Consider the following 22016-nt stretch of genomic DNA (forward strand, 5'->3'; position numbering starts at 1 on the left):
AAGAGATCATGGAGGCTGCTGCCCGCCCGACAGAAGCTGCGCCTGCACAAAAAAGTGCTCATGATCACCAGAAATGACGCGCGACCTCCCCGCGGTGTCGGCCCCGTGGTGGCACTCGCCTATGCCGCGACGATCAGCATTCCGCAGCGATTCAGAAGCTCCAAGGCGGTGGGCCTATCCCGGGACTGGTGCCGAAGCTCGACGAGTCCGGTGCGGGGGGCATGATGCGGACCTTCATCTATAGGCTGCCCAAGCGCTGATGACTCGCGTAGGCAAAAGGCCGTGACACAAGGCCTGGGCGATGAACGTCGCCAAGCGGAACGGGATGCACAAAGCAATTGTCGCGCTCGCACGCCATAGTAGAACGTCCTGCCGATCACCCCGAGGACATCTTCCAATATCGCCTTACCAACTCGAAATTTTGAGCGGGCTGCTCATTCGGATTGATGACGGAGGCGGACTCATTGGAAGGGCGTCAATTTATGCATCTTTCATGCAAAATTGCTTTGGCCGAAAAATATCACGTTATATCAAATGGTTGCCGTTACGATTTATGCAGGCGGCCTACGGTCCAACGTGTGTGGGGCCTCCCCCGGGTCTCACCCTGCGATATTTTTCGACAAGGCTCAGGCGTGACACCGTATGCAGACGCAGTTCAACTCATTGATAGACGCGATGACGTCCGCGAAGGACTGAACTGTGACATCCAGGTCTTCTCCCTCGAGATCCCTGAATGCGTCTCTCGCGAAATCGCTTGGCATCAAATCGGGACTGTCGACTGCCCCGCTGAGATACTCCGCGACGGCGTCGTCAAGGCGCCGTCGCATCCTGATCTCCACTGAGCGCGGCACTCTCTTGGTGGTCGTTGCCACAAGGTAGGACGGCGCTGTGATTGCATAGCCTTCCGCGATCGCTTCACCGAGGTAGCTTGTATCAGCCAGTTCGTACCATGTCGTCATGCCGAGCCCGTAAGCGGCTCTACCCACTCCGATGAAGGAGACAGGAGGCAGTCCTGCTTTCAGTAGCGGGATGTTGCTGAGCAATCGCCCGGTCCTCTTGTTGCCATCGATGAAGGGCTGCAGGTAAGCGATGCCTGCAAGCAAAGCGAAGGAGGCCTCGAACGGGTCTTTCGCTGTGGACGCCTTCCAGCGGCGATTATCTGGTTGACAAACCCAAATGGAACTGCGATAACGATTCCAATCGTTATCGCTATGTCCGTTCTGTCCCGCCCCGAATTCCATGACGAAGCCAAGGCTTTCGAGCATGTCGAATCCATACTGTGGCCGAACGGTCCGGTTTGCCCGAAGTGCGGTAGCGTTGATCGCACCTATGCCTTGAAGGGCGTTCGCACCAAGCCTTCCAAGAAGAACCCGAACGGCGTCGAGCGTCACGGCCTGTACAAGTGCAGCGCCTGCCGTTCGCAGTTCACCGTCCGCATGGGCACGATCTTCGAGGAAAGCCATCTGCCGCTCACCAAGTGGCTACAGGCCATCCACCTTATGTGCGCCTCGAAGAAAGGCATTAGCGCTCACCAGATGCACCGCATACTCGAATGCACCTATGAGGCAGCTTGGTTCCTGTGCCATCGCATTCGCCTTGCTATGGCCTCCGGCGAGCTTTCCCCGATCTCAAGTTGACACCGCTCGGACGTATGTCCGCCGACCCAACTCAAGAGCGCAAGGCCAAGGTAGAGGCCTTCCTGACGGTTCCTCTCTACAAGCTCGTATATGAGAATTATAAAGGCGGAGTTGTGCCGCCTGCGGCTGCTTTCGAGCGCGATATCAAAACCTGGGGCGTAGCGGCCAAACAGACGTCACGGGGCCCGTCAAGCCTTGGAACGATCCGCTGAGGAAGCGGGATTTTACGAGAGCGGCCGCAATCGCTTGGTCGTACCCGCATCTGCATCGTTCAAGGCAAACGATGACGGAGTAGGCAAGGGTGGTAGTGGTGGAGGATCAGGTGGCGGGGGCGATACGCCGACTTTGGATCCCATCATTAAGGGATTGATAGATCGCCTGCCCCCTCCGGGTTCAAATTGGACAAAAGCTAAGCGGAAACTCTGGCTTTAAATCCTCGAAAATAGCTTTGATTTGGTTTATGAGGACGACAGCGACAAAGGAGACGCTTTCCAGTGACCAAGAAGCCCGCCCCAAGGGCGGAGGAATCACAAGTCGAGAAGTTTCGCAAAGCCGCGCGGGAACTTGGAACTGACCAATCGGACGAAGCCTTTGAGTCCGCTCTAGGCAAGGTCGCTCACGCGCCGAAGCTCACCAATGCGCAGATAAAGGAACTGGCGCGGCGGAAGCGCGAAGGGAAATAATTATCCGTCAATTGCCCTGAAACATTCCAGAGTAGCCCTTATCGGGCGTTCCGGCTGTATGCTCGAATACAAGTTGGCAAATCCACATCCCGGCGTCTAGAACGACTTCGTTCTGCCCAAAATTAAACATTTCTAATTGAATGCGATTGTTGAACCCGGCGTGTACGATCGGAGCCGTAACGTGGACGCTTACTCCGAGCCTTGCCAGTGAACTTTTCCCCTCAACCCTAGCTGCGAGACGGGATGTGTAGGGAATGTTAACCCTCTGCTTTGTCCACGCTAGCACGAAACGACCAGGTTGCAGGGCGAAGGTGGGCGACTGTTGTTTTACCTGAAGACCGGCAACTGCTGCGTAGCTGTAACCTGGGGCGCCGGGTCGAATTGAAAGGCCGTTAATTTGAGGCCAAGTCGCAAAATTATCGTCTAGAGTTAGGTCAATACTAGTTGAGGAAATTGCGATTGTGAGATCGGGCTCGGGGTCAATGACGATCTGCTTTTGCTGCAAAGCTATTCGGATCTCTCTATCCGTCAGTATCATTGACCCCTCCCAAACGGGCTTAGGCAGCCTTGCTGCTAAATTGAGAATCCGCCACCCAAATTCTCCATCTTCCGGAGGCCGATTCTGTAGGCAACTCAATCAAAACCTTATCCGATGTGCTGACAATAGGGGGGCCAACCTCCAGAAAACCATTATTGACGAGACCCTTATATACAGCAACTTCCTCCTGAGTCCCTTCCGCGGTTTGAATTTTAACAATCGTCTCTAGGGGGCCGGGACCATCCATTATGGGCGTGCATTTTAAAAACATTCTTGACCTCCTGTAGCGGGCTTCATTTTTCAAGGTTTTCGCCAAACTGGGCCAACGGACCTGATTTGCCTATCCGCCCAGCTTGTTTTCAACACCTTTCCTTGCTCCAGCCTGACTGCGGAACAAAGCAGGAACATTTTGCCTAATTCTCCTCAAAGAATCGAATCACGTTTTGTTCTCATAATCGAACGCAAGGGTTAATGATCCGTTCCTTGGTTTGTCAACCAGATAATCGGCCTTCCAGCAGAGCTCCGAAAGTCCCATTGATAACTCGGTGTGGTCGGACCATGGTACGTATGAACTGGTCGTGACGCTAACCGGGTCGCGTCGAACCGCGCCGAGATTGTTCTGCCTGACCAGAGTGCGCATGAGCATCGCATGCAGTCTCATCACTTCTCCGGAGCGATCTCCACCGTCGCAATGTTGTCGATGACCCAGCCAATCGCCTGCTTGTGGTTCAAGATCATCTGGACTTCGGATGCGCGCCTAGCCTTCGGCACCACCGGGAAGGAGACGCCGGTGACGTAGATGCCGCGATTCAACATGCGCTGCGTCGAGTGGCGCCTCAAAGACTCCACTCGCATACGGTGTGAGGAGGCCTGACGTTTGACGTCGCAGGGCGTTTAGAACTTCTTCACCTCGATACCATGCCGACGCAGGGCATAGCCGATTTGCCGCGGCGTGAGGCCGAGGATACGACCAGCCTTGGCCTGAACCCAGCCGGCTTTCTGCATCGCATCGATCAGCCGGGCGCGATCGGTCACACGCAGGCCTGTTGCACCCCAGGCGGGATTGCTCGGATCGCGGCCGTTGACGGGCACCGCCTCGCCCTCGGAGGTGCCGATGCGCCTGGCTCCCAGCGGCGATTCAACCGGCATTCTGTTGCGGCCGAACTCATCGCTGGCATTGTTGTCATTTGAACGCTCGGCTCCTTTCCAGAGGAGGGAAGACAGGCACTGGCTATTCTGGCAGGCGAAATCCGAAGGTGCGACCGTGCTTGAACGCGCAAGCGTGGCCGTCCTTCGCACGCAGTTTTCCAACTCACGGACATTACCGGGGAAGTAGCATTGCGAGATCAGCTCAAGCGCCGACGGAGCGAAGGCGAGCTCGCGGTGGTTCTCGCTATTGAATCGATCGAGGAAGGCCTTCGCAAGGCGTGGAATATCACCGGGTCGCTCTCTGAGCGGTGGCAGCATGATTGGCACGACATTGATGCGATAGTAAAGGTCGGCTCTAAACTCTCCGTTCACCACAGCCGTCTCGAGGTCCTTGTTGGTGGCGCATATCAGCCGGACGTCGACCGTTAGCGTCCTGGTGCCGCCGACGCGCTCCAACTCGCCTTCCTGCAAGACGCGCAACAGCTTAGCCTGAAAGGCAGGCGAAATCTCGCCGATTTCGTCAAGCAGCAGGGTTCCGCCATTGGCTAGTTCGAAACGGCCGGCGCGCTGCGAGACAGCCCCGGTGAAGGCGCCCTTTTCATGCCCAAACAATTCCGATTCCAGAACGCTTTCAGGCAGTGCGGCGCAGTTCAGTTTGACAAACGCTTTCTTGCTGCGAGGCGAAAGCTTATGGATGGCCTGCGCAAAAAATTCCTTGCCGGTACCGCTTTCACCCCGCAAAAGCACGGTGGAGTTGGTTCTTGCTACGACCGCGACGGTTTCAAGCACCTGCTTGAGTGCGGGACTTTCCCCGATGATCCCGTCGATTTTGACATGCGAATGCCGGGCAGGGCGGGTCTCCTTCTCGTGGACCCATTTCTCCGGTCTCCGTTGCTCCTCGACAAGCCGCTGACGATCTGTGCTCAGCATGCGATGGAGGCGGATGGTCCGGCCGACAAGATTGGCGACCATCGTCAGGAAGGATACGTCTTCGTCGCAACGCACGCTGGCGGCGCGGTCCCCGACACGGTCGATCGACAGTGTACCGAGGATTTCATCCCCAGCCTCTATTGGCACTCCGATAAAGGTAACCGCGTATGGTGGCGCTGCTCGAAGTCGTTTGAAGACCAGCCTGAAATAGTTCGGACTTGCTGACATCGTGTAGGACGAGCGGCGTCCCCGTAGCGACGATCCGGTCTACCACGGACTGCGGTATGACGTGGCGCCAGTCTGATTGAGGTGCCTGGTTGTTGCCGGCGGTTGCGGCAATCTCCAGCTCTCCTTCCGCGTCCAGGACGACCATTGCTCCATGACGCATTTGCACAAACGAGGAGAGTACGTTGACGACATTGCCAAGCGTGATCTCCAGCCGCGTGGGCGCGGTCAGGATCTCGGATATCTCGTAGATTCCCCTGAGCGGGATGTTCGGCTCGTGCATGGCTTTGATAGGTGGCCCGGCGTCGAGAAGCCCTACCTCGTGCACCCGATCCCTCATTATTTGAGCCATGGAAAACACCTCAGGGGTTGCAGGGTGCTCCTCCCAAAGCGCCTTTATGTATTTCGACTCGCGAGACCTCAGTATTACCGAGCCCCTGTGCAATTGCAAATTGTCAGGTTGCAATTGCGGCAATTTCACGTGTCGGCACGCCTTTGCGACGGCGCATGCGGTGCGCAGGTCATCCGAACTTGAACAGGACACCGAAGCCGCCGCGCGGATAATTCCACTCGATCTCACCGCTGGCCTCGCACAGTATCCGACAGGTGCCGCACTCCATGCAGCCGTCGGCGGTGATCTCCACTTGGCCCTCGTCGGTCAATTCATAACATTGGGCAGGGCAGACGCGCGTCAACGCAAGCAGGTTGGCGCTTGGCTTCTGGTGCGGTCGCACTTTTATATGTGGGCGCCCCGAATCGACCAGGTAGCGGTTCTGGTAGAGCTTCTCCTCGATGCGTGATCCTGCAATTGTCATCTCGTCCTCCTAGCGCCAGGCGAATGCCAGGCGGACCACGTCGCCCAGCAGCCCCCAGCGCGAACGCGCCTTGATGAAGGCAGTAGTGGTCGCCTTTTCCTTGTCGATTTTCGGGGTGCCGTCGACCCGCATGAAGGTCTGGGCCGCCTGCGACATCAGCTGCGGGTAGGTCGTGAAGAAATTCCGGGAATTGGTGTGGAGCAGGGCCGGCATGTCTTTGTATTTCTTCAGATCTTTGATTACGAAAGACTTGTCCAACATGGTCTTGTATAGGGCAAGGTTCTGTTTGGTCATGGGACGCTTGCGGCTCTTGACCTGCACGATTGCCTCAGCCGCGATGCGGCCAGAGGTCATGGCGAGGTTCGAACCCTCGCGGTGGACGGCGTTGTTCAATTGCGCGGCATCGCCGACCACCACCCAACCGTCGCCAAACAGCTGCGGAATCGCCTTGTAGCCACCTTCGGGAATGAGATGCGCGGCATATTCTTTCACCTCCGAGCCGGCGATTAAAGGCCGGATCGAAGGATGATTTTTTAACGTATCGAGTACGACGTATGGGCTCTCCATCATCGAAGCGAAATCCGAAACAAGGCAGCCGATGCCCAGTGAGATCGATTCCTTGTTGGTGTAAAGGAAGCCGAGCCCGGCCATGCTGCGGGAGATTGTACCCACGGCCTCGATCACGCAGCCTTCACCGGCCTTGAGGGAGAACCGCTGCTCTATGACCTCTTCAGGCAGGAAATGCATTTCCTTGACGGCGAGCGCCACGGATTTCGGCCTCGGCATCTGGCGAAGCCTGGCGCGCGTGCCAAGCAGTCCGCAGACCCCTTCTGCGAGAACGACAACGTCCGCGAAAATCTCTCCGCCGGCCCGGTCGGTGCGGACGCCGACCACCTTGTCCTTGCCATCGCGCACCAGTTCCGTCACGGTCGTCTCGCACAGAACCGTCGCACCGGCCTCGCGCACCTTACGCGAAAACCATTTGTCGAATTGGGCGCGGATGATCGTATAGCGGTTGGGCTTGGCCTCGTTGAAGTCGTCCGACCGATAGTGAATCCCGGTGTGGGATGTGTCGTCCATAACCCAAAGGCGCTGTTCGACCAAATGCCGCTCGAGAGGCGCATCATCCCGGAAATCCGGGATGATCTTCTCCAGCATGTTCGCGTACATGATTGCACCCTGAACATTCTTGGAGCCCGGATATTCACCTCGCTCCAACTGCAACACGTTCAGGCCATGGCTGGCCATGGTGTAAGCAGCAGCGTTTCCCGACATGCCGGCCCCAACAACAATGGCGTCGAATTTTTCCTTGATCATGTCCAACTCCCTAGCTCGCAAGCTTATCGCGACTGTGGGGCGACAGCCGCCGCGTGAAGGCTTCCGTCAGTGCGGGAAGGAAGCGGATCGCATCGGTGATGATCCCTAGGTGGGCGAAATCGAAAATCGGCGCGTTCGGGTCGGTGTTGATAGCCACGATGAGATCCGCCCCTTCGACGCCAACCCGGTGCTGGATAGCGCCGGAAATTCCAGCCGCTATGTAAAGCTTCGGCCGGATGGTCTTGCCTGTTTGGCCGATCTGCCGATCAGCCGACAGCCAGCCCTTTTGGACCAAAGGGCGCGAGCAGCCATGCTCGGCGCCGATTGCTCGCGCAAGATCCTTCACAAGCTGCAGGTTCTCCGCCGCCCCTAGACCGAGGCCTCCTGCAACCACCACGTCGGCATAGGCAAGATTGGCCTTTCCAGACTGGCTATCCGGCAGGAAACCGAGGATTTTGGTGACGATGTCATCCTCGGCTACCGATAGCTGGTGCCGGATGACACGGCCGACCGGCTTATCCATCCGCCGCGGCATGGCCATGACCCTCGGTCGTACTGTCGCCATCTGCGGCCGGTAGTTGAGCGTGTAGATCGTGCACAGTAAGGAACCGCCGAAAGTTGGACGGGTCGCAGCGAGCGAACCGTCCGTATCGACGTCGAGTTCGGTGCAGTCGGCCGTGAGCCCTGTCTTCAAGGTTGTTGCGACCGAACCAGCAAGATCCCTGCCGAGTGTGGTCGCCCCGAGAAGCAGGATCTCGGGTTTATGGGCATTGACAAGATCCGTCATCGCCTTGGTGAAAGGCTCGTTGCGATAGTCGGCAAGCAACGGCGCCTCGACGTTGTAGACAAGATCGGCGCCATAAGCGAAGGCCTCGGCTACCGCAGACTGGGTGGTCTCTCCTGGCGGTCCGAGCACGATTCCCGCGAGCTCGACGCCAAGCTTGTCGGCGAGCTTGCGGCCTTCACCGAGCAGTTCGAACGATACCGGGTGGACCTGGCCGCGCTCGAGCTCGATAAAGACCCAGACGTGGCGATATTCTTTGAAATGGTCGGGCAGCTCCTTCTTTGTGCCGGCACGGCCGGAGGCAGGGCGAGGGGCTTCTCGATTCGCGCTCGACATCGTCTCTCCTTGCCGTCATTCGCCGCTGTTGAAGGCGAGTTCCTGTTCCAGCGCTGGACCGCGGGTTAAGATTGCGGCGATAAGTTCGTCAGCGAGATCACGCAAATTCCTCTCGGCGGCGTCGATAAGTGCCGCCTTTTCCGCCCGCGCTGTAGGGGCGAAAACGCGCTTGACGACCGTCGGCGAGCCGCGCAGGCCGCATCTGGTCAGGTCATCGATGCCGGCGTCGGCCGCACTCCATCTCAGGACTTGGCTGCGCGCGGCGTAAAGGGCGTCCTCGAGCGAGCCCCGACGCACCTCGTTTGTGCCTTCCAGCATCGTGATGAGACAAGGCAGCCTGCTCTGCAGCATCTGAGTGCCCCCTTCACAGCGGCGCTCGACCTTGATTTCGCCGGCAGCGAGGTCAATGGAGGGGATCTTCGCGACGTAGGTCAGTTGCATGAGATCGAGGCGCTTGGCGATGCCGGGTCCGACTTGGGCGGTGTCTCCATCAATCGTCTGCTTGCCGGTGAAGACGATGTCTGGAGTGCCGAACGTCTCGCCAACCTTCGCGATTGCCTGGGAAAGTGCGTACGAGGTCGCCAGCGTGTCGGAGCCGGCAAAGTAGCGGTCGGTCAACAGCACCGCGCGGTCGGCGCCGTAACCGAGGGCCTTGCGCAAGGCGTCCTCTGCCATGGGCGGACCCATAGTGAGCACGGTGACCTCGCCGCCGTAGGTGTCGCGCAGTCTGAGCGCTTCTTCGAGGGCGAACAGGTCGTAAGGATTGATGATGGTAGGCACACCCTGGCGCATGATCGTGTTCGTGACGGGATGGACCCGTATTTGCGCCGAGTCCGGCACTTGCTTGATGCAGACTACGATGTGCATTGGCGGTCTCTTTGGGCTTTCAACCGGGTGCGGTCTGATCTGGTTGGCAGCACTACTCGTGCCAAGTCGTTTTGCGTCGTCCTATTGCTGGAGGCTCGGTTGGTCCCTTTCAGGGCCGAGTTCACGACGACCGGATTTGTCGGCTTCTCGACATTATCGCGTCGCAACCATGTCACTCTCATTCCTTTGGGAAACGCTTCAGTACGGACTCGAACGGGACGAAGGTGCGTCCCGGCCTGGCAGGCTTGTTCGGATCGCGGTCTTTGAGCACCTTGAAGACCCGATGCGTGAGTGGGGAGGATGTCGCGAAGTCCTCATAGGCGCGTTGCAGTGTGGCGCGCACCCGCGCCGCGACCACCTGGTCGGGCAGATCGGATAGATCTTCTTCGGCAAGATACTGGCCCACGCGCTTCATGATATGAAGCCGTGAGACATTCAGCACCTTTGGATCATAGGAGACCCCAAGGAGGGCGAAGAACTCCTCCGCGGCCGACAGGCCCTTCAGTCGCGCGAGGATGTCGGTAACATCGATGGGGCGGCCGTCAGGGGAACAATTCATGGCCATCTCGCTGGTCGAATAACAGTGGCATCGCTGTGTTCGTCGCCCAGCCGACCTGGACCGGTGAGATCCGCGAGGCGTGCCTCGCTGCACATTCCATCGTAGAGCTCGACCAGTTGAGTTGCTGTCACGACCGATTTGGTCGCGGCCGCCTCGCGGCGGACGCGAGCCACGATGGCGGCTGCCAAATCCGGGTCGAGATCGCGACCGCTTTCGCTCAGCACGCGGGCAATCGCGGTGGCGCCGGAATGCTTACCGATGACGATACGCCGGCAGCGGCCCACGAGTGCCGGGTCGAGCCCCTGATAGGCGCGCGGGTCCTTCAGCAGCCCTGCGACGTGAGTGCCGGATTCGTGGGTGAAAACATCGGCGCCGACGACCGGTTTAATAGTCGCCGTCTGCCGGCGGGCGGCGCAAGCCACCTGGGCGGCGAGGTCGGGCAATGCGGTCAGCTCGATACCAGTATCCGCGCCGTCGATGACGGCCATCGCGGCCGCCACTTCTTCCAGCGCGGCATTACCCGCACGCTCGCCGAGCCCGAGGACGGTGACGGAAGCATGGCGCGCGCCTGCGCGGATCGCGGCCAGTGTGTTGGCGGCCGCAAGGCCGAGATCGTTGTGCGCATGAAATTCGAGGTCGATTTCAGACTTTGCCATGAGCTGGGCGACGAGTTCGAAAGTCGAGAACGGGTCGAGAATGCCGACCGTGTCGGCAAGCCTGACGCGGCTTGCGCCGGCGCGCGCAGCCGTTTCGATGACGCGGGCAAGATAATCCCCATCAGCCCGCGAGGCATCCTCGCAGCCCACAGCGACGAAGAAGCCAGTAGCGGCTGCGCGCCTCACCATATCCTCGATGAGCTGGAGCGCTCCCGCCTGATCGAGGCCGAGCTTGGCGGCAAGTTGGATGTCGGATGCAGGCAGCGACAGATTGACGGCGCTGACGCCGCTCTCGATCGCTGCATCGAGATCGCGCGCCTTCATCCGGCACCAGGCCATCAGCCGAACCGGGAGACGCCGCGCGACCGCGGCGCGAATTGTTTCGATCTCGTCGCCGCCCATGATCGGCGTGCCGATCTCGATCTCTGGGACGCCGGCGGCCACAAGAGACTCGGCGAGCTCCAGCTTTTCCGCCGTCGTAAAGGCGACACCGGGCGCCTGCTCGCCGTCGCGTAAGGTCGTGTCGTTGAGGAAGACATCACGGCTCATGAACGGCAGCCTGTTCTGCTGCCGGTCAGGTACAGACAGGATCGAACGTCTTCGGGACTTCGCCCACGCGACCCAGAACCGGGAGAGTCACGCAGCTTCTCCACGATTGCCGGCATGACCTCAAGCACCCGCTCGACGTCTTCTTCGCCGTTGTCGCGCGCGAACGAGAAGCGGACTGCCCCGTGTGGCATCTGCATCGCGCTCAGGACATGGCTCGGTTCCATTGAGCCGGAGGTGCAGGCGGAGCCGGAGGAACAGGCGATGCCTACGCGGCTCAGCAGATGTGGGATGCCGTCGCTTTCGGTATGTTCAAAGGAGATGTTTGCGGTGTTTGGCAACCGCTCCACCGGATCGCCAGTGACACAGGTGTTTGGGATGCGCTGGAGAATTCCATCCTCCAGGCGGTCGCGCAGCGACTTTACACGTGTGGTCGCATCCTCCATGAATTTCAAAGCGAGTTCGGCTGCCGTGCCGAGCCCGACTATGCCGGGCGTGTTCTCGGTGCCGGCACGCCGGCCGTGCTGTTGGCCTCCACCCTTGATGAGCGAGCGGAAGTGCACGCCACGCTTTATCCAAAGCGCGCCGATCCCTTTGGGGCCATGAAGCTTGTGGCCGGAGAGCGACAGCATGTCGATAGCGGTCGATTTCAGGTCCATCGGAAGCTTGCCAACCGCCTGCACCGCATCGGTATGGAAAAGGGCGCCAATTTCCTTGGCCAACTCGGCGAGCCTGGACACGGGAAAGATCGTACCGGTCTCGTTGTTCGCCCACATGACCGAGACGATTGCCACACGGGGCGAGAGGGCTGCCTTGTAGGCGTCGAGATCAAGCCGGCCATGGCGATCCACAGGAATCCTGTGGACCTTGACGCGGCGAGTCTGCTCAAGATGCGCGCACAGCGTCAATACAGCGGCATGCTCGACCGCGGACGTCACGATCTCGGTTCGGTCGGGCGTGACCTCGAGCGCCGAAAGGATCGCTGCATTGTCGCTTTCTGTTCCACCCGAGGTGAAGGTGATCTCATCGTCGAACTGCGCGCCGATCAGCGCCTGCAACTGCCGCCGCGCCTTTTTTATCGCCGCACCGACTGAGGCGCCAAAAGCGTGCGTCGACGAAGGGTTGCCGAATTGATCCGTGAAGTACGGCAACATCGCTTGCACAACGTCAGGATCGACCCGTGTCGTTGCGTTGTTGTCGAGGTAGACAGGCCTCATACGAACAGTCCTCAGTTAACTGTAGGACTTGCCGCAGCCGCACTTGTCCCGCGCGTTGGGGTTTTCGAAGACAAAGCCGGAAGAGTCGAGCCCGGTGACGAAGTCGACGGTCATGCCGGCAACATGGGGTTGGGAGTCTGCATCCACAAACAGCTTGATCCCATCTGTCTCCGTGATCACATCGCCCTGGCGCGAGACGCTCTCCAGGCCCAATATGTATTTGAACCCGGCGCAGCCGCCGGTCTGGACCATAATGCGAAAGCCCTCCGCTTGCTCGCTGGCGCGGGAAAGAGCGGTCTTGACGGCGGCAACGGCATTGTCGGTGAGCGTGATCATGGCAAGATTTCTCCTCAATCCGCGACGTCTTTGCGGATCACGCAGCAGGGACCGTGCCAAAGAGGAAAAACCGTTCCAACACGGCGCGATCCCTCTAGCGGCGCTATCAATCCTGTTGGCCAATTGCTGAAAAGACGTCGGGAAACCGACACGACTGTCGGGTTTGTCGAGTACGTGACACGAAGTGTCCGGCCTCGGTTCCCACTGAACTCTCACATAAATCATTGATCAGTGTGCGGAACGTTTTTTACGCTTGTTCAGGCGAATTGGCACGAGTTTTGAAACGCCTATTGGCGATGCGGCAAACACCGCCGAGACGACAATCATGCTGCGAGTGCCCTCGCGATCGATCAATGGAGCAAGCCACATGTCAAGGCTGGGGCAACATGTCAGGGCTGGGTCAGAACCTCTCTGCGCGGGTGGAATCGGCTCCTCGCCGCTCAGACGACATGCCCGGTTTCGATGGCGATCACGCACTCTCGCCAGCAGCACCCTGCTCCTGGACGAGCAGGAGGTCGGCATCGAGCACCACGCTGAGCTCAGTCGACGACCACCCGGCAACTGAGCTGATCCTCAACAAGCAGATGAAGGTCGTTAAACACATGGACCAGCGCGAGAGACCATCGCCGCACGAAATCCGACGGGCGCAGCAAGACAATCCAAAGATACGTGAGCACGATCTCGCCGCCCGACTGGGCATTTCGGAAGCGGAACTGGTCGCCGCGCATTGCGGTCTGGGCGCGATTCGTGTCGAGCCGCGGGTCAATGATCTGCTGACCGGCCTCGAAGCGGTCGGCGAGGTGGTGGCGCATACCCGCAATGAAAGTGCTGTGCATGAAAAGTTCGGCGTCTACGACAAGGTGGTCACCGGCAACAAGCATGCTCTGGTGCTTGGCGACGAGATCGACTTGCGTATCTTCCCGAAAGTTTGGGCGCATGGCTTTGCTGTCGAGAAGCGCAGTGGCAAGGACATTGTCCGTAGCCTGCAATTCTTTGATGCCGCCGGCAAGGCGATGCACAAGGTGCAACTCGGGCCCGCCTCAAATCTCAATGCTTATCAGAAGCTGGTGGCCGAGCTGGAATCCTCGAACCAGGAGCCGATCGTAGTATTCAAGGCGAGCCGAGCCAACGATGACGCAGAGGTTCCTGACCAAGCCGCCACGGTGGAGGATCTACGCGAGTGCTGGAGCCAGCTGACGGACGTGCATCAATTCTTCGACATGTTGAAGAGACTGAGGCTCAGCCGCCGCGAGGCGGTGCGTATGGTCGGCGAGGTTTACGCTTGGGCGCTCGAAAAGGACGCCATCGGCGCCATGTTTCAACAGGCGGCCGAAGACGAAATGCCGATCATGTGCTTTGTAGGCAATCGTGGCTGCATCCAGATCCATTCCGGTCCGATCAAGTGGGTCAAAACAATCGGGCCGTGGATCAATGTGCTCGACGAGACCTTCCACCTGCATCTGGGGACTCACCACATCAAAGAGGTCTGGGCCGTTCGTAAGCCGACCAAGGACGGTCACGTCACCTCGCTCGAAGCCTACGGCGCCGATGGCAAGATGATTATCCAGTTCTTTGGCAAGCGCCGCGAAGGCGAGGGCGAGCGCGAGGACTGGCGGTTTCTGGCCGAGACCCTGCCACGCATTCCCGGTCCGACCGCTGCATGAGGCAAGACCCATTGCATGTTGTTTTCCGTTTTCGCTCGGCGCTCGCGCCGGGGCTCGGCATTCTGCTGGCCAACGCTTTGCCTGCGGAGCGAGTGAGCGCGTAGCTATTGCTTCCCGTGCTGTCACGGATCGTTTCGGTCGTCGCAATCACGCATCCATCGCGTAAATGGATTGACGAGGTAACGATTCCATTTCGGCAGGCCCCGGCAATGACCGAGTCTTCGGTGGCGCAGGCAATGATCGGGTCTTTGGAGAGGAGGGCAATGATTACCCGTATGGCGACAACGGCCGAGACGAACCGCGCATCACTGCTGAGGATAATGACAAGCTCTATGGGGTCCCGGTAATGACGGCCTCTTTGTTGGTGATGGCAGGGATTTTCTGACCTGGGGACACCCGCGTTTCGGACCCGACCGGGATAATACCTCGATCTTGGATTCAATCCGGCGGATAACACTTTGGCCTTCGATGCGGTCGGCCTCGGTAGCGAAGGTTTTGGCGCGAACTTCGTCAACCACGCCACCTCACGGTCGCCGTTGAGCGTACTTGCCCGGCAGCGCTACCGAGTAGCTGGAGCACCTTCGAGACCGTCGCCTTGATGCCGTCATGGGCGTTGGAGACGACAAGCTTGACGTCTCTGAAGCCGCGGCGCGTCAGTTTGCGCAGGAGCTCCGTCCAGGTCGGCTTGGCCACGGAGGTGCCGACGCTCAGCCAAGCACCTCGCGGCAATGGGCCGTTGTCGACGCCGACGGCGATAATCACCGCTACCGAGACAGCTTAGATCCACGCCAATGGCCAATCGTCCTCGATCGGCCACTCAATCAAGGCCTCGAGCCTTCCTGTCGGTTTGGGAGGGAGAAAGCCGAATGGCTGCGGTACTCGGCGACGACCGCAATGCTTGGCGTATCGGAGACCAAACGATCTCAACATTACGCCAACTTGGCAGAAGAGCCCAGAAGGTTCTGCATACTTTGGTCTGAACCAAGGTTTAACAGGAGCCAAGCCGAACAGTCCCCCGTGTCGCGGACGCGACAAAGCTGACCGCAGGTGTCGGTTGTCGGACGTTTTGCCGGGAGGACATGTGGTCGTCCAATGAGCGCCGGTCCCGGTGGTGGCTGAGATCGGAACAGCACCATCGATACGGCCGATCCGGCACGCAACTTGCTTAGACAATTTCGGGGCGCCAGCAGCGGTGCGTCACGGAATTCAGCGATGACTGACCAGCCTCTCAACTTCAATGGGATACCCAGTGGGTTACGCTTTAGAAACGCAACACGAAACAGGAGCCTCTGCTGCTTGAATGCGCAAACGATCTCTTGCGCTGGTGCGCAGTTTGGCTGCATCGCGCAACACAATGACGACACGCTAGAGCTGGGACTTACCGGGCGAGATCGGGCTGCAATCTCAATCTAGCGCATGAACGCCCGGCGTTCAGGAGAAGAGGCCAAATGGCGACAAATCCCGTTCCAGATCATGTCCCGCCCGAAATGGTGAGGGACTTCAGCCTGTTCACTTCGCCAGGCATGTCACCGACTCCCAACGGGGATCCCCACGCAGCAGTGGCTTGCGTCCATTCCGGCCCGCCTATCTTTTATTCACCCCTCAACACGCGCGACGGCAGGGGCACCTGGGTGATCACCCGCGCCAGCGACCAGCGCCGGGTGCTGCAGGACAGCGAAACTTTTTCCAGCCATCGCAACATCTTTGCCTCCGCCCTGGGCGAAAGCTGGCCGATGATCCCACTTGAACTCGATCCTCCTGCCCATGGCGCCTTTCGCTCACTGCTCAATCCGCTGTTTTCGCCAAAGCGGGTGGCAGCATTGGAGCCGGCTGTCCGCGAGCGGGCAATCAGGCTCATCGACGGGATCGCCGCATCGGGCACAAGCTGCGACGTCATGAAGGATTTCGCATTTCCGTTCACGGTAAGCATCTTCCTTCATCTCCTAGGGCTACCGGATGACCGAATCGACACATTTGTCGGATGGGGGAGGGATCTGCTCCACGGCGACGATGTGAAACGGCCGGCCGCGGCCCGGACGATCGTATCGTTCATTGATGAACTTGCAGCCGCCCGCCGCAATGACCTGGTTGATGATTTCATGACTTTCATCGTGCAGGCACAGGTCGAGGGCCGCCGCCTGACCAAACAGGAAGTGCGCGGGGTCGGCGTGCTTGTCTTTGTTGCGGGGCTCGACACTGTTGCTGCAGCCATAGGCTTTGACCTGGCCTATCTCGCACGCAACCTCAAGGATCAGGAATTGCTGCGCGGCGAACCAGGCCGCATCGTGGCCGCGGCCGAAGAGTTGCTGCGCGCTTATCCGACCGTTCAGTTGATCCGCGTGGCAACGAAAGATATCGACTTCGAAGGCGCGCCGATCCGCAAGGGAGATTATGTTTCCTGCGCCACAACGATCGCCAATCGCGACCCGGCGGAATTCGAATGCCCCAACACGGTCGATCTGGCGCGAGAGGACAACCGCCATGCCACCTTTGGCTATGGTCCCCACCGTTGCCTTGGCTCACACCTTGCCCGGCGCGAGATCGTCATTGGCCTGGAGGAGTGGCTGGCGCGCATCCCCGCCTTCCGGATCAAGAAGTGCACGGCACCCATCACCTCTGGCGGTCATGTGTTCGGGATCGAAAATCTGATTCTAGACTGGTCCTGACCAAGCCCCGCCGCGAGCCGAGGTGCAAAGACAATGGAGGCAGCGCCATGCGCATCATCGTCCAAAATGCCAAATGCCAGGGTCACGCGCGATGCGCGGCGCACGCGCCACACATCTTCAAGCTCGATGACGCCGGTTACATCCTGCCCGGTAACATCGAAGTTGCGGAAGAGGAGAAACTGACTGCATCGCGAGGCGCGCGATCCTGTCCCGAACGTGCACTTAAACTCGACCTGAACCCTGCAGCACGAGTTGAACCGGACGTCATTCCACCGAGAGTCCGCCGGGCATGAAAGGGATCGACCCAGGTGGCCCGTACGGGAACGGAGCCACGCACCTTCGGTTCCACCGTCCTCGTACAACTACGCAGGGGCACCTGCAGCATCGAGATGACCCCAGGATGCGCGAACGCCAAGGTGCGGTTCGCAAAACACCTCTTCCGATCACAGAATTTTTGGCAGAGCCGATGGAACAGACGAAAATTACCGAACTAATCGACCGTGAGGCGATCCGCGACTGCCTCTATCGATACTGCCGCGGGATCGACCGCGCCGATGAAGCGGCGCTACGCAGCGCATACTGGCCCGATGCGCATGACCACCACGGGGCCTATTGCGGTCCTGCAGAAGGGTTCATCGAGTTTGCACTCGGTGTCTTCAAGACTGGACCCCGTAACATCCACCAGATCACCAATATCCTAATCGAATTCATCGGCTCGGCAGAGGCTGCGGTCGAGAGCTATTTCACCGCGCTGCAACGCGCGCCGGACAAAGACAAAGACGTGCGCCAGACGCTCCTGTGCGGCCGTTACTGCGATCTGTTTCACAAGAGGGAAGGGGAGTGGCGGATTGCCGAACGGACAGTGGTCTACGATTGGATAGAGGAGCAGATCCCACCAGCGATCGTTGAGGCAGAACGGTTCGGCCCGCGACGGCCGATCGGAGCACCGCATCCGGACGATCCGGTCTACAGGCTCGGAAAGCGTCGCATTCCTTCTCGCCATGACTCTTCGGAGGCTTCGAACGACACAGCCGCATCGGCCGAGGAGACGCAAGGCCATGACAACTTTGCGATGCTAGAGCGATCCCGGCGAAAGACCGCCCGGTGAAGGTGCGCCAAATTGGATTGCCTTTCTGCCCGCGACGGCGTGAGCGATCGGCTCTGTTCCACGAGCCTGCCGACGACACTGGTTGTGCCCCCAATGTACGGGTCCTTGGAAGCGCCAAATCATCGAGGCAAGCTCCTGTCCTTTTGGCCGGTTCCGCAGCAGCCTCGCCTACCAAATCGGAAGTTGGACCGCTGCCGGATCGCCGGGCCGTCTTTCAGGGTCCGCAACTGGCCATCGCCAGGACGCGCTGCTTTAGCGCGACGCATCTTTTGCCGCTCAAATTGATTGGCCGAAATCGCTGAAGGGAGCGCGGGAAGTCCTCAACATGCAGACAGGACGCATCGTCATCATTACGGGCGCCGCAGGTGGGATCGGCCGTGCCCTGGTCGAAGTTCTTGCCAGGGATGGAGAGACTGTCGTTGCGGTAGACCTTCCCGGCAGTGGCGTCGTTGAACTGGCCCGTGGTCTTGGCCACCCGCATCTCGGCCTCGAGTGCGACGTCTCGCGGGAGGAGGATGTGCTCGCGCTTTACGGTCGGGTCGATGCACAGTTCGCCCAGATCAGCGTCCTCATCAACAACGCCGCGATGGGACCTACCATGGCTGCGAGCGTCGATACTGATGTCGACGCCTTCCGCCTGGCCCTGGCAGTAAACTTGACTGGACCGTTCGTCATGGCCCGCGAAGCCGCGAGGCGCATGAGGCCGGGCGGCGCCATCGTCAACGTCGCTTCGATGGCGGGCGTCGTCAGCAATCCCAAGCGCAACGCCTACGCGGCCTCGAAAGCGGGCCTGATCTCGTTGACGAGGTCGCTTGCATGTGAGTGGGCTTCTCGCGGCATTCGCGTGACGGCGGTAGCGCCCGGCTACACGCGCACGCCGATGGTGTTAGAACTGGAACGCGCGGGCAAAGTGGACCTAGCGGCGGTACGCCGCCGCGTGCCGCTGGGGCGTTTGGCGCGCCCGGACGAGATCGCCCTCGCCGTGCGTTTTCTGACCAGCTCGCAGGCGCGCTACATCACCGGTTCAGTGCTGGCGGTCGACGGAGGCTGGATGTCATTCAACCAGCCGGGGGATGCGCACCCGCAGGTGGATGGGATACCCCAAGCCGAACTGTCCTGTCCGGCCGAACGCACCGACGCGCGAATCGTGCTCGTCACCGGCGGCGCGAACGGCATAGGCGCGGCCATCGTTCGCCGCTTTGCAGCAAACGGCGATACCGTTGTGATTGCTGATAGAGATGGCGCTACAGCGGCAGAAATCGCTGCGTGGCTCCGCGGCAAGAACCCGGCCAAATGCGTGGATGTGGCCGTCGAGAACGAGGTCATAGCGCTATTCGAGGAGTTGCGGGCGAGCTTCGGGCGCATCGATGTGCTCGTCAACGGTGCTGCTGCCGCCGACACTTTGTTGTTGGGAATCGAACAAATACCGGAACACATCCAACACGTCTTGGATGTCAATCTTACCGGGGCCTTCACCTGCGCTCGCGAAGCGATCAAGACGATGCGCGCTGGCGGCGTGATCCTCAACATCGGATCGATCAACAGCTTTCTGCCGTTCGCACCGCGCCATGCCTATGGTGCCTCCCAGGCGGGGCTGGACATTCTGACCCGATGCCTGGCGGCCGAACTCGGGCCGGTCGGCATTCGGACGGCCACCGTCGCTCCTGGCTGCATTTGCACGCCTGGCGTTGCTCAGTTAGCGAAGGTCGGCCGTATCGACATGAAAACGATCGCACGACGCATCCCGATGGGCAGGCTGGGACAGCCGGAAGACGTCGCTGACGCAGCGTTCTTCCTGGCTTCGTCTGCCGCCTCATACGTCAATGGCTCCATCCTGTACGTGGACGGCGGCTGGAACTCGTTCGGTGATGCGGGAAACGCCTGCGAACTCGATAACGAGTATTTTGCAGAGGCCGCTTGTTGAGTGTCGACTATTCGCCAGCCGACAGGCCGCGGCTCGTCGAAGCCGAGTTCGTCCTAGGGTTCATGGTCCGGTTGGGCGCCGCGCTCGCACTGCCGTGACCGACAATGTCATCCTCGGCGAGACGAAACGTCCGTCCTCATCGCTGTCGAAGCAGTTCCAATCGCTCGGTGCGCCTGCAACCGCCGAAAGGCTTGCCGCATGACCCCGCCGCCGCCAACGGCAAGATCGAGGCCTCGTGCGCACCCAGAGCATCTCCCGATGGCTAGCTCCGTTCTGTAAACAGGGAAACCCCATGGAATTCGCAACCTTCATCCTGGCCGCCCAGCGCGGATATCACCAATCGTGCGACAGCGTTGTCCGCAACTCCATCGAACAGGCCGTTCTTTCGGAGCAGGCTGGCTTCGATACTGCGTGGTTCGCGGAGCACCACTTCAACAATTATTGCCTCATTCCCTCGCCCTTGATGATGGTGGCGCACTGCGCCGGCGTGACGAATAGCATTCGCCTTGGCACTGCCGTGTGCGTGCTGCCCCTCTATCAACCGCAGCGCCTGCTTTCCGAGATCGGCTTCGCCGACATTGTTGCGAACGGGCGCCTCGAGCTTGGCGTCGGCTCGGGATACCAGCAATTCGAGTTCGAGCGCTTCGGCGTCAATATCGATGAGGCGCCGGCGGTCTTTTCGGAATACTTGGACATCCTTCTGAAGGGCCTCAACCAGAACATCTTCGAGCACGACGGCCAGTATGAGAACATTCCCCCGACGGCGATTTCGGTGCGCACCGTCCAGAAGCCGACCCCGCCGATCTGGATCGCCGCGGGGACGGCCCGCCTGGGCCGGGCCTATCGTGAGGGACACAATCTTTTTGTCACAGCATTCCACAACGGCTTGGAGGCTCTGAGCACGCTGCGCGAAGCAATCGAGAAGGCGGCGGCTGCCGAAGGCAAGAATGTCACGGACGCCAAGATATCTCTGCTGCGTTGCTGCTATGCGAGCGACGACGAGGCAGAGATCAACAGTTATCTCGACAATGCCCGCTTCCAGCGCAGGCTGTCTGAAGCACTGCATCAGCGTCGCCAGCAGAGCCTGGACGGCTATCTGCTAAAAGAAACGCCAACTCAGCAAGATATGTCATTCGCGACGATGCGCCGGAACCTGCCGATCGGCAGCGTGAATCGCGTGATCGATCGCCTGTTGGAAGAGATCGATATCTTAAAACCCAACCAGATCGCAATTCAGACCCAGTTGGGGGATTTCGACCAAAAGACGATGCTGCGCCAGATCGAGCTCTGGGGAGACAAGATCATCCCTGCGGTCAACAAGTCGCTCGCTCATCAGGGCGGTTGATGGGACAAAACCAGGAGAATGGCACCCATGCTCGCCCACCACTGTGGCCACCTCTGCGCTGGCCAATCGCCGCGGATCAAACTGGAGTTCGATCAGCATGTGCTTACCTGCGTGCTTTCGTGTGCGCTCGAGGAAGTCGAGGCCGGTGAGGCGACGGCGACAGAGGCAACCGGTCTTTCGCGCGCCGAGCTGCGCGATGTCCTGGCCCGCAGCTTCCTCACTTTCCCCGTCAAGGCGTTCGCCCTGGAACAGATAGGCGAGCCCGAGCCGGACCTGGAGGAAGAACTTTTGCGCGAGCTGCTCCTGGCCCATGCCCTGCCGGGCGACCCGGCGAGCGCCCGGTTTGCCAAGATCATCGCCCGGCGTGCCATGCGCAATGACCATCTCTGGCAGGACCTTGGCCTTTTCAATCGCACCGAGCTCAGCCGCCTGCTTGCCACGCATTTTCCGACGCTGGCGGCCGGCAACACCCAAAACATGAAATGGAAGAAGTACCTTTACCGCAAGCTCTGTGAGGCCGAAGGATTTTCGCTATGCAGCGCGCCCAGTTGCCGGGAATGCAATGATTTCGCAAGCTGCTTCGGTCCCGAGGAAGGCGAAAATCGCCTCGCACGAATCAAAAATGAAATCGCATTGGATTAAGAGCCGCTTTCGTCAGTGGTATGAGGCGGCAACCTTGATCGCCATCGAACCGTACGGTCGCCGCCGGTCTAA

General features: G+C 59.7%; 20 protein-coding genes and 3 pseudogenes. 10 read left to right on the top strand and 13 right to left on the bottom strand.

Annotated elements, in window-relative coordinates:
- Window positions 1-626: 626 nt before the first annotated feature.
- Window positions 627-1265 (bottom strand): Fic family protein, encoded by a 639-nt coding sequence (locus tag ACVMIM_RS11310; protein WP_476111981.1) that lies wholly within the window; start codon window positions 1263-1265, stop codon window positions 627-629.
- Here ACVMIM_RS11310 and ACVMIM_RS11315 point away from each other — a divergent pair.
- Together ACVMIM_RS11315 and ACVMIM_RS11320 are read left to right on the top strand one after the other, a co-directional pair.
- A pseudogene (locus ACVMIM_RS11315) lies at window positions 1212-1628 on the top strand (transposase); the annotation flags it as partial. The gene ACVMIM_RS11310 and the pseudogene ACVMIM_RS11315 overlap by 54 nt on opposite strands.
- Before the next feature lie 503 nt (window positions 1629-2131).
- The gene (locus tag ACVMIM_RS11320) at window positions 2132-2320 is read left to right on the top strand and encodes a hypothetical protein (RefSeq protein ID WP_040985340.1); all 189 of its coding nucleotides are present in this window, start codon (window positions 2132-2134) and stop codon (window positions 2318-2320) included.
- Window positions 2321-2327: 7 nt separating this feature from the next.
- Here ACVMIM_RS11320 and dcd read toward each other — a convergent pair whose 3' ends face one another.
- The 11 genes and pseudogenes from dcd to ACVMIM_RS11375 form a co-directional block, all read right to left on the bottom strand.
- Window positions 2328-2858, bottom strand: coding sequence for a dCTP deaminase (dcd, locus tag ACVMIM_RS11325; protein WP_082037176.1), 531 nt, complete (start codon window positions 2856-2858; stop codon window positions 2328-2330).
- A 660-nt stretch (window positions 2859-3518) separates the two neighbouring features.
- Window positions 3519-3674 carry a hypothetical protein gene (locus ACVMIM_RS11330; RefSeq protein ID WP_157895941.1) on the bottom strand — a complete coding sequence of 52 codons (156 nt, stop codon included), beginning with the start codon at window positions 3672-3674 and terminating at the stop codon, window positions 3519-3521.
- Window positions 3675-3752: 78 nt separating this feature from the next.
- Window positions 3753-5445, bottom strand: a pseudogene (gene nifA, locus ACVMIM_RS11335) (nif-specific transcriptional activator NifA).
- 238 nt (window positions 5446-5683) lie between these two features.
- A complete protein-coding gene (locus tag ACVMIM_RS11340) occupies window positions 5684-5977 on the bottom strand; it encodes a ferredoxin family protein (RefSeq protein ID WP_040985338.1) in 294 nt (97 codons plus the stop codon).
- A 9-nt stretch (window positions 5978-5986) separates the two neighbouring features.
- Complete coding sequence (locus tag ACVMIM_RS11345; RefSeq protein WP_040985335.1) at window positions 5987-7294, bottom strand: FAD-binding protein; 1308 nt, start codon at window positions 7292-7294, stop codon at window positions 5987-5989.
- A gap of 10 nt (window positions 7295-7304) precedes the next feature.
- The gene (locus tag ACVMIM_RS11350) at window positions 7305-8414 is read right to left on the bottom strand and encodes an electron transfer flavoprotein subunit alpha/FixB family protein (RefSeq protein ID WP_040985333.1); all 1110 of its coding nucleotides are present in this window, start codon (window positions 8412-8414) and stop codon (window positions 7305-7307) included.
- Window positions 8415-8429: 15 nt separating this feature from the next.
- Window positions 8430-9281, bottom strand: coding sequence for an electron transfer flavoprotein subunit beta/FixA family protein (locus ACVMIM_RS11355; RefSeq protein ID WP_040985331.1), 852 nt, complete (start codon window positions 9279-9281; stop codon window positions 8430-8432).
- Window positions 9282-9459: 178 nt separating this feature from the next.
- A complete protein-coding gene (gene nifW / locus ACVMIM_RS11360) occupies window positions 9460-9840 on the bottom strand; it encodes a nitrogenase stabilizing/protective protein NifW (RefSeq protein WP_040986103.1) in 381 nt (126 codons plus the stop codon).
- Window positions 9837-11045, bottom strand: a complete 1209-nt coding sequence (gene nifV / locus ACVMIM_RS11365; RefSeq protein ID WP_040985329.1) for a homocitrate synthase — start codon at window positions 11043-11045, stop codon at window positions 9837-9839. The genes nifW and nifV overlap by 4 nt, the downstream gene beginning before the upstream one ends.
- Entirely contained in the window at window positions 11042-12259 is a 1218-nt protein-coding gene (gene nifS, locus ACVMIM_RS11370) for a cysteine desulfurase NifS (protein WP_040985327.1), read from the bottom strand. The genes nifV and nifS overlap by 4 nt, the downstream gene beginning before the upstream one ends.
- Before the next feature lie 15 nt (window positions 12260-12274).
- Window positions 12275-12595, bottom strand: coding sequence for a HesB/IscA family protein (locus ACVMIM_RS11375; protein ID WP_040985325.1), 321 nt, complete (start codon window positions 12593-12595; stop codon window positions 12275-12277).
- 602 nt (window positions 12596-13197) lie between these two features.
- Here ACVMIM_RS11375 and ACVMIM_RS11380 point away from each other — a divergent pair.
- Both ACVMIM_RS11380 and ACVMIM_RS11385 read left to right on the top strand, forming a co-directional pair.
- A complete protein-coding gene (locus ACVMIM_RS11380) occupies window positions 13198-14259 on the top strand; it encodes a hemin-degrading factor (protein ID WP_040985323.1) in 1062 nt (353 codons plus the stop codon).
- Window positions 14260-14449: 190 nt separating this feature from the next.
- Window positions 14450-14644, top strand: coding sequence for a hypothetical protein (locus ACVMIM_RS11385; RefSeq protein WP_476117177.1), 195 nt, complete (start codon window positions 14450-14452; stop codon window positions 14642-14644).
- Window positions 14645-14832: 188 nt separating this feature from the next.
- Here the strand turns inward: ACVMIM_RS11385 and ACVMIM_RS11390 are convergent.
- A pseudogene (locus tag ACVMIM_RS11390) lies at window positions 14833-15096 on the bottom strand (transposase); the annotation flags it as partial.
- Window positions 15097-15707: 611 nt separating this feature from the next.
- Between ACVMIM_RS11390 and ACVMIM_RS11395 the strand changes: the two are divergent.
- The 6 genes from ACVMIM_RS11395 (at window position 15708) to ACVMIM_RS11420 (ending at window position 21944) form a co-directional block, all read left to right on the top strand.
- Window positions 15708-16925 (top strand): cytochrome P450, encoded by a 1218-nt coding sequence (locus ACVMIM_RS11395; protein ID WP_040985321.1) that lies wholly within the window; start codon window positions 15708-15710, stop codon window positions 16923-16925.
- 47 nt (window positions 16926-16972) lie between these two features.
- Window positions 16973-17218, top strand: a complete 246-nt coding sequence (locus ACVMIM_RS11400) for a ferredoxin (protein ID WP_082037175.1) — start codon at window positions 16973-16975, stop codon at window positions 17216-17218.
- A 173-nt stretch (window positions 17219-17391) separates the two neighbouring features.
- The gene (locus tag ACVMIM_RS11405) at window positions 17392-18033 is read left to right on the top strand and encodes a nuclear transport factor 2 family protein (RefSeq protein WP_040985319.1); all 642 of its coding nucleotides are present in this window, start codon (window positions 17392-17394) and stop codon (window positions 18031-18033) included.
- Between the two features lie 325 nt (window positions 18034-18358).
- A complete protein-coding gene (locus ACVMIM_RS11410) occupies window positions 18359-19957 on the top strand; it encodes an SDR family oxidoreductase (protein ID WP_040985317.1) in 1599 nt (532 codons plus the stop codon).
- A gap of 292 nt (window positions 19958-20249) precedes the next feature.
- Window positions 20250-21302: an LLM class flavin-dependent oxidoreductase gene (locus ACVMIM_RS11415; RefSeq protein WP_040985315.1), complete on the top strand. Its 1053-nt coding sequence runs from the start codon at window positions 20250-20252 to the stop codon at window positions 21300-21302.
- A gap of 27 nt (window positions 21303-21329) precedes the next feature.
- Window positions 21330-21944: a nitrogen fixation protein NifQ gene (locus ACVMIM_RS11420; RefSeq protein ID WP_040985313.1), complete on the top strand. Its 615-nt coding sequence runs from the start codon at window positions 21330-21332 to the stop codon at window positions 21942-21944.
- Window positions 21945-22016 lie beyond the last annotated feature (72 nt).

This window comes from Mesorhizobium sp. USDA 4413, from assembly GCF_056280365.1.

Bases quoted from the DNA above. Each gene is read 5' to 3' on its own strand.
- ACVMIM_RS11310 (WP_476111981.1), bottom strand. From the start codon at position 1,265: ATGCTCGAAAGCCTTGGCTTCGTCATGGAATTCGGGGCGGGACAGAAC.
- dcd (WP_082037176.1), bottom strand. From the start codon at position 2,858: ATGATACTGACGGATAGAGAGATCCGAATAGCTTTGCAGCAAAAGCAG.
- ACVMIM_RS11330 (WP_157895941.1), bottom strand. From the start codon at position 3,674: ATGTTGAATCGCGGCATCTACGTCACCGGCGTCTCCTTCCCGGTGGTG.
- ACVMIM_RS11340 (WP_040985338.1), bottom strand. From the start codon at position 5,977: ATGACAATTGCAGGATCACGCATCGAGGAGAAGCTCTACCAGAACCGC.
- ACVMIM_RS11345 (WP_040985335.1), bottom strand. From the start codon at position 7,294: ATGATCAAGGAAAAATTCGACGCCATTGTTGTTGGGGCCGGCATGTCG.
- ACVMIM_RS11350 (WP_040985333.1), bottom strand. From the start codon at position 8,414: ATGTCGAGCGCGAATCGAGAAGCCCCTCGCCCTGCCTCCGGCCGTGCC.
- ACVMIM_RS11355 (WP_040985331.1), bottom strand. From the start codon at position 9,281: ATGCACATCGTAGTCTGCATCAAGCAAGTGCCGGACTCGGCGCAAATA.
- nifW (WP_040986103.1), bottom strand. From the start codon at position 9,840: ATGAATTGTTCCCCTGACGGCCGCCCCATCGATGTTACCGACATCCTC.
- nifV (WP_040985329.1), bottom strand. From the start codon at position 11,045: ATGAGCCGTGATGTCTTCCTCAACGACACGACCTTACGCGACGGCGAG.
- nifS (WP_040985327.1), bottom strand. From the start codon at position 12,259: ATGAGGCCTGTCTACCTCGACAACAACGCAACGACACGGGTCGATCCT.
- ACVMIM_RS11375 (WP_040985325.1), bottom strand. From the start codon at position 12,595: ATGATCACGCTCACCGACAATGCCGTTGCCGCCGTCAAGACCGCTCTT.
- ACVMIM_RS11380 (WP_040985323.1), top strand. From the start codon at position 13,198: ATGGACCAGCGCGAGAGACCATCGCCGCACGAAATCCGACGGGCGCAG.
- ACVMIM_RS11395 (WP_040985321.1), top strand. From the start codon at position 15,708: ATGGCGACAAATCCCGTTCCAGATCATGTCCCGCCCGAAATGGTGAGG.
- ACVMIM_RS11400 (WP_082037175.1), top strand. From the start codon at position 16,973: ATGCGCATCATCGTCCAAAATGCCAAATGCCAGGGTCACGCGCGATGC.
- ACVMIM_RS11405 (WP_040985319.1), top strand. From the start codon at position 17,392: ATGGAACAGACGAAAATTACCGAACTAATCGACCGTGAGGCGATCCGC.
- ACVMIM_RS11410 (WP_040985317.1), top strand. From the start codon at position 18,359: ATGCAGACAGGACGCATCGTCATCATTACGGGCGCCGCAGGTGGGATC.
- ACVMIM_RS11415 (WP_040985315.1), top strand. From the start codon at position 20,250: ATGGAATTCGCAACCTTCATCCTGGCCGCCCAGCGCGGATATCACCAA.
- ACVMIM_RS11420 (WP_040985313.1), top strand. From the start codon at position 21,330: ATGCTCGCCCACCACTGTGGCCACCTCTGCGCTGGCCAATCGCCGCGG.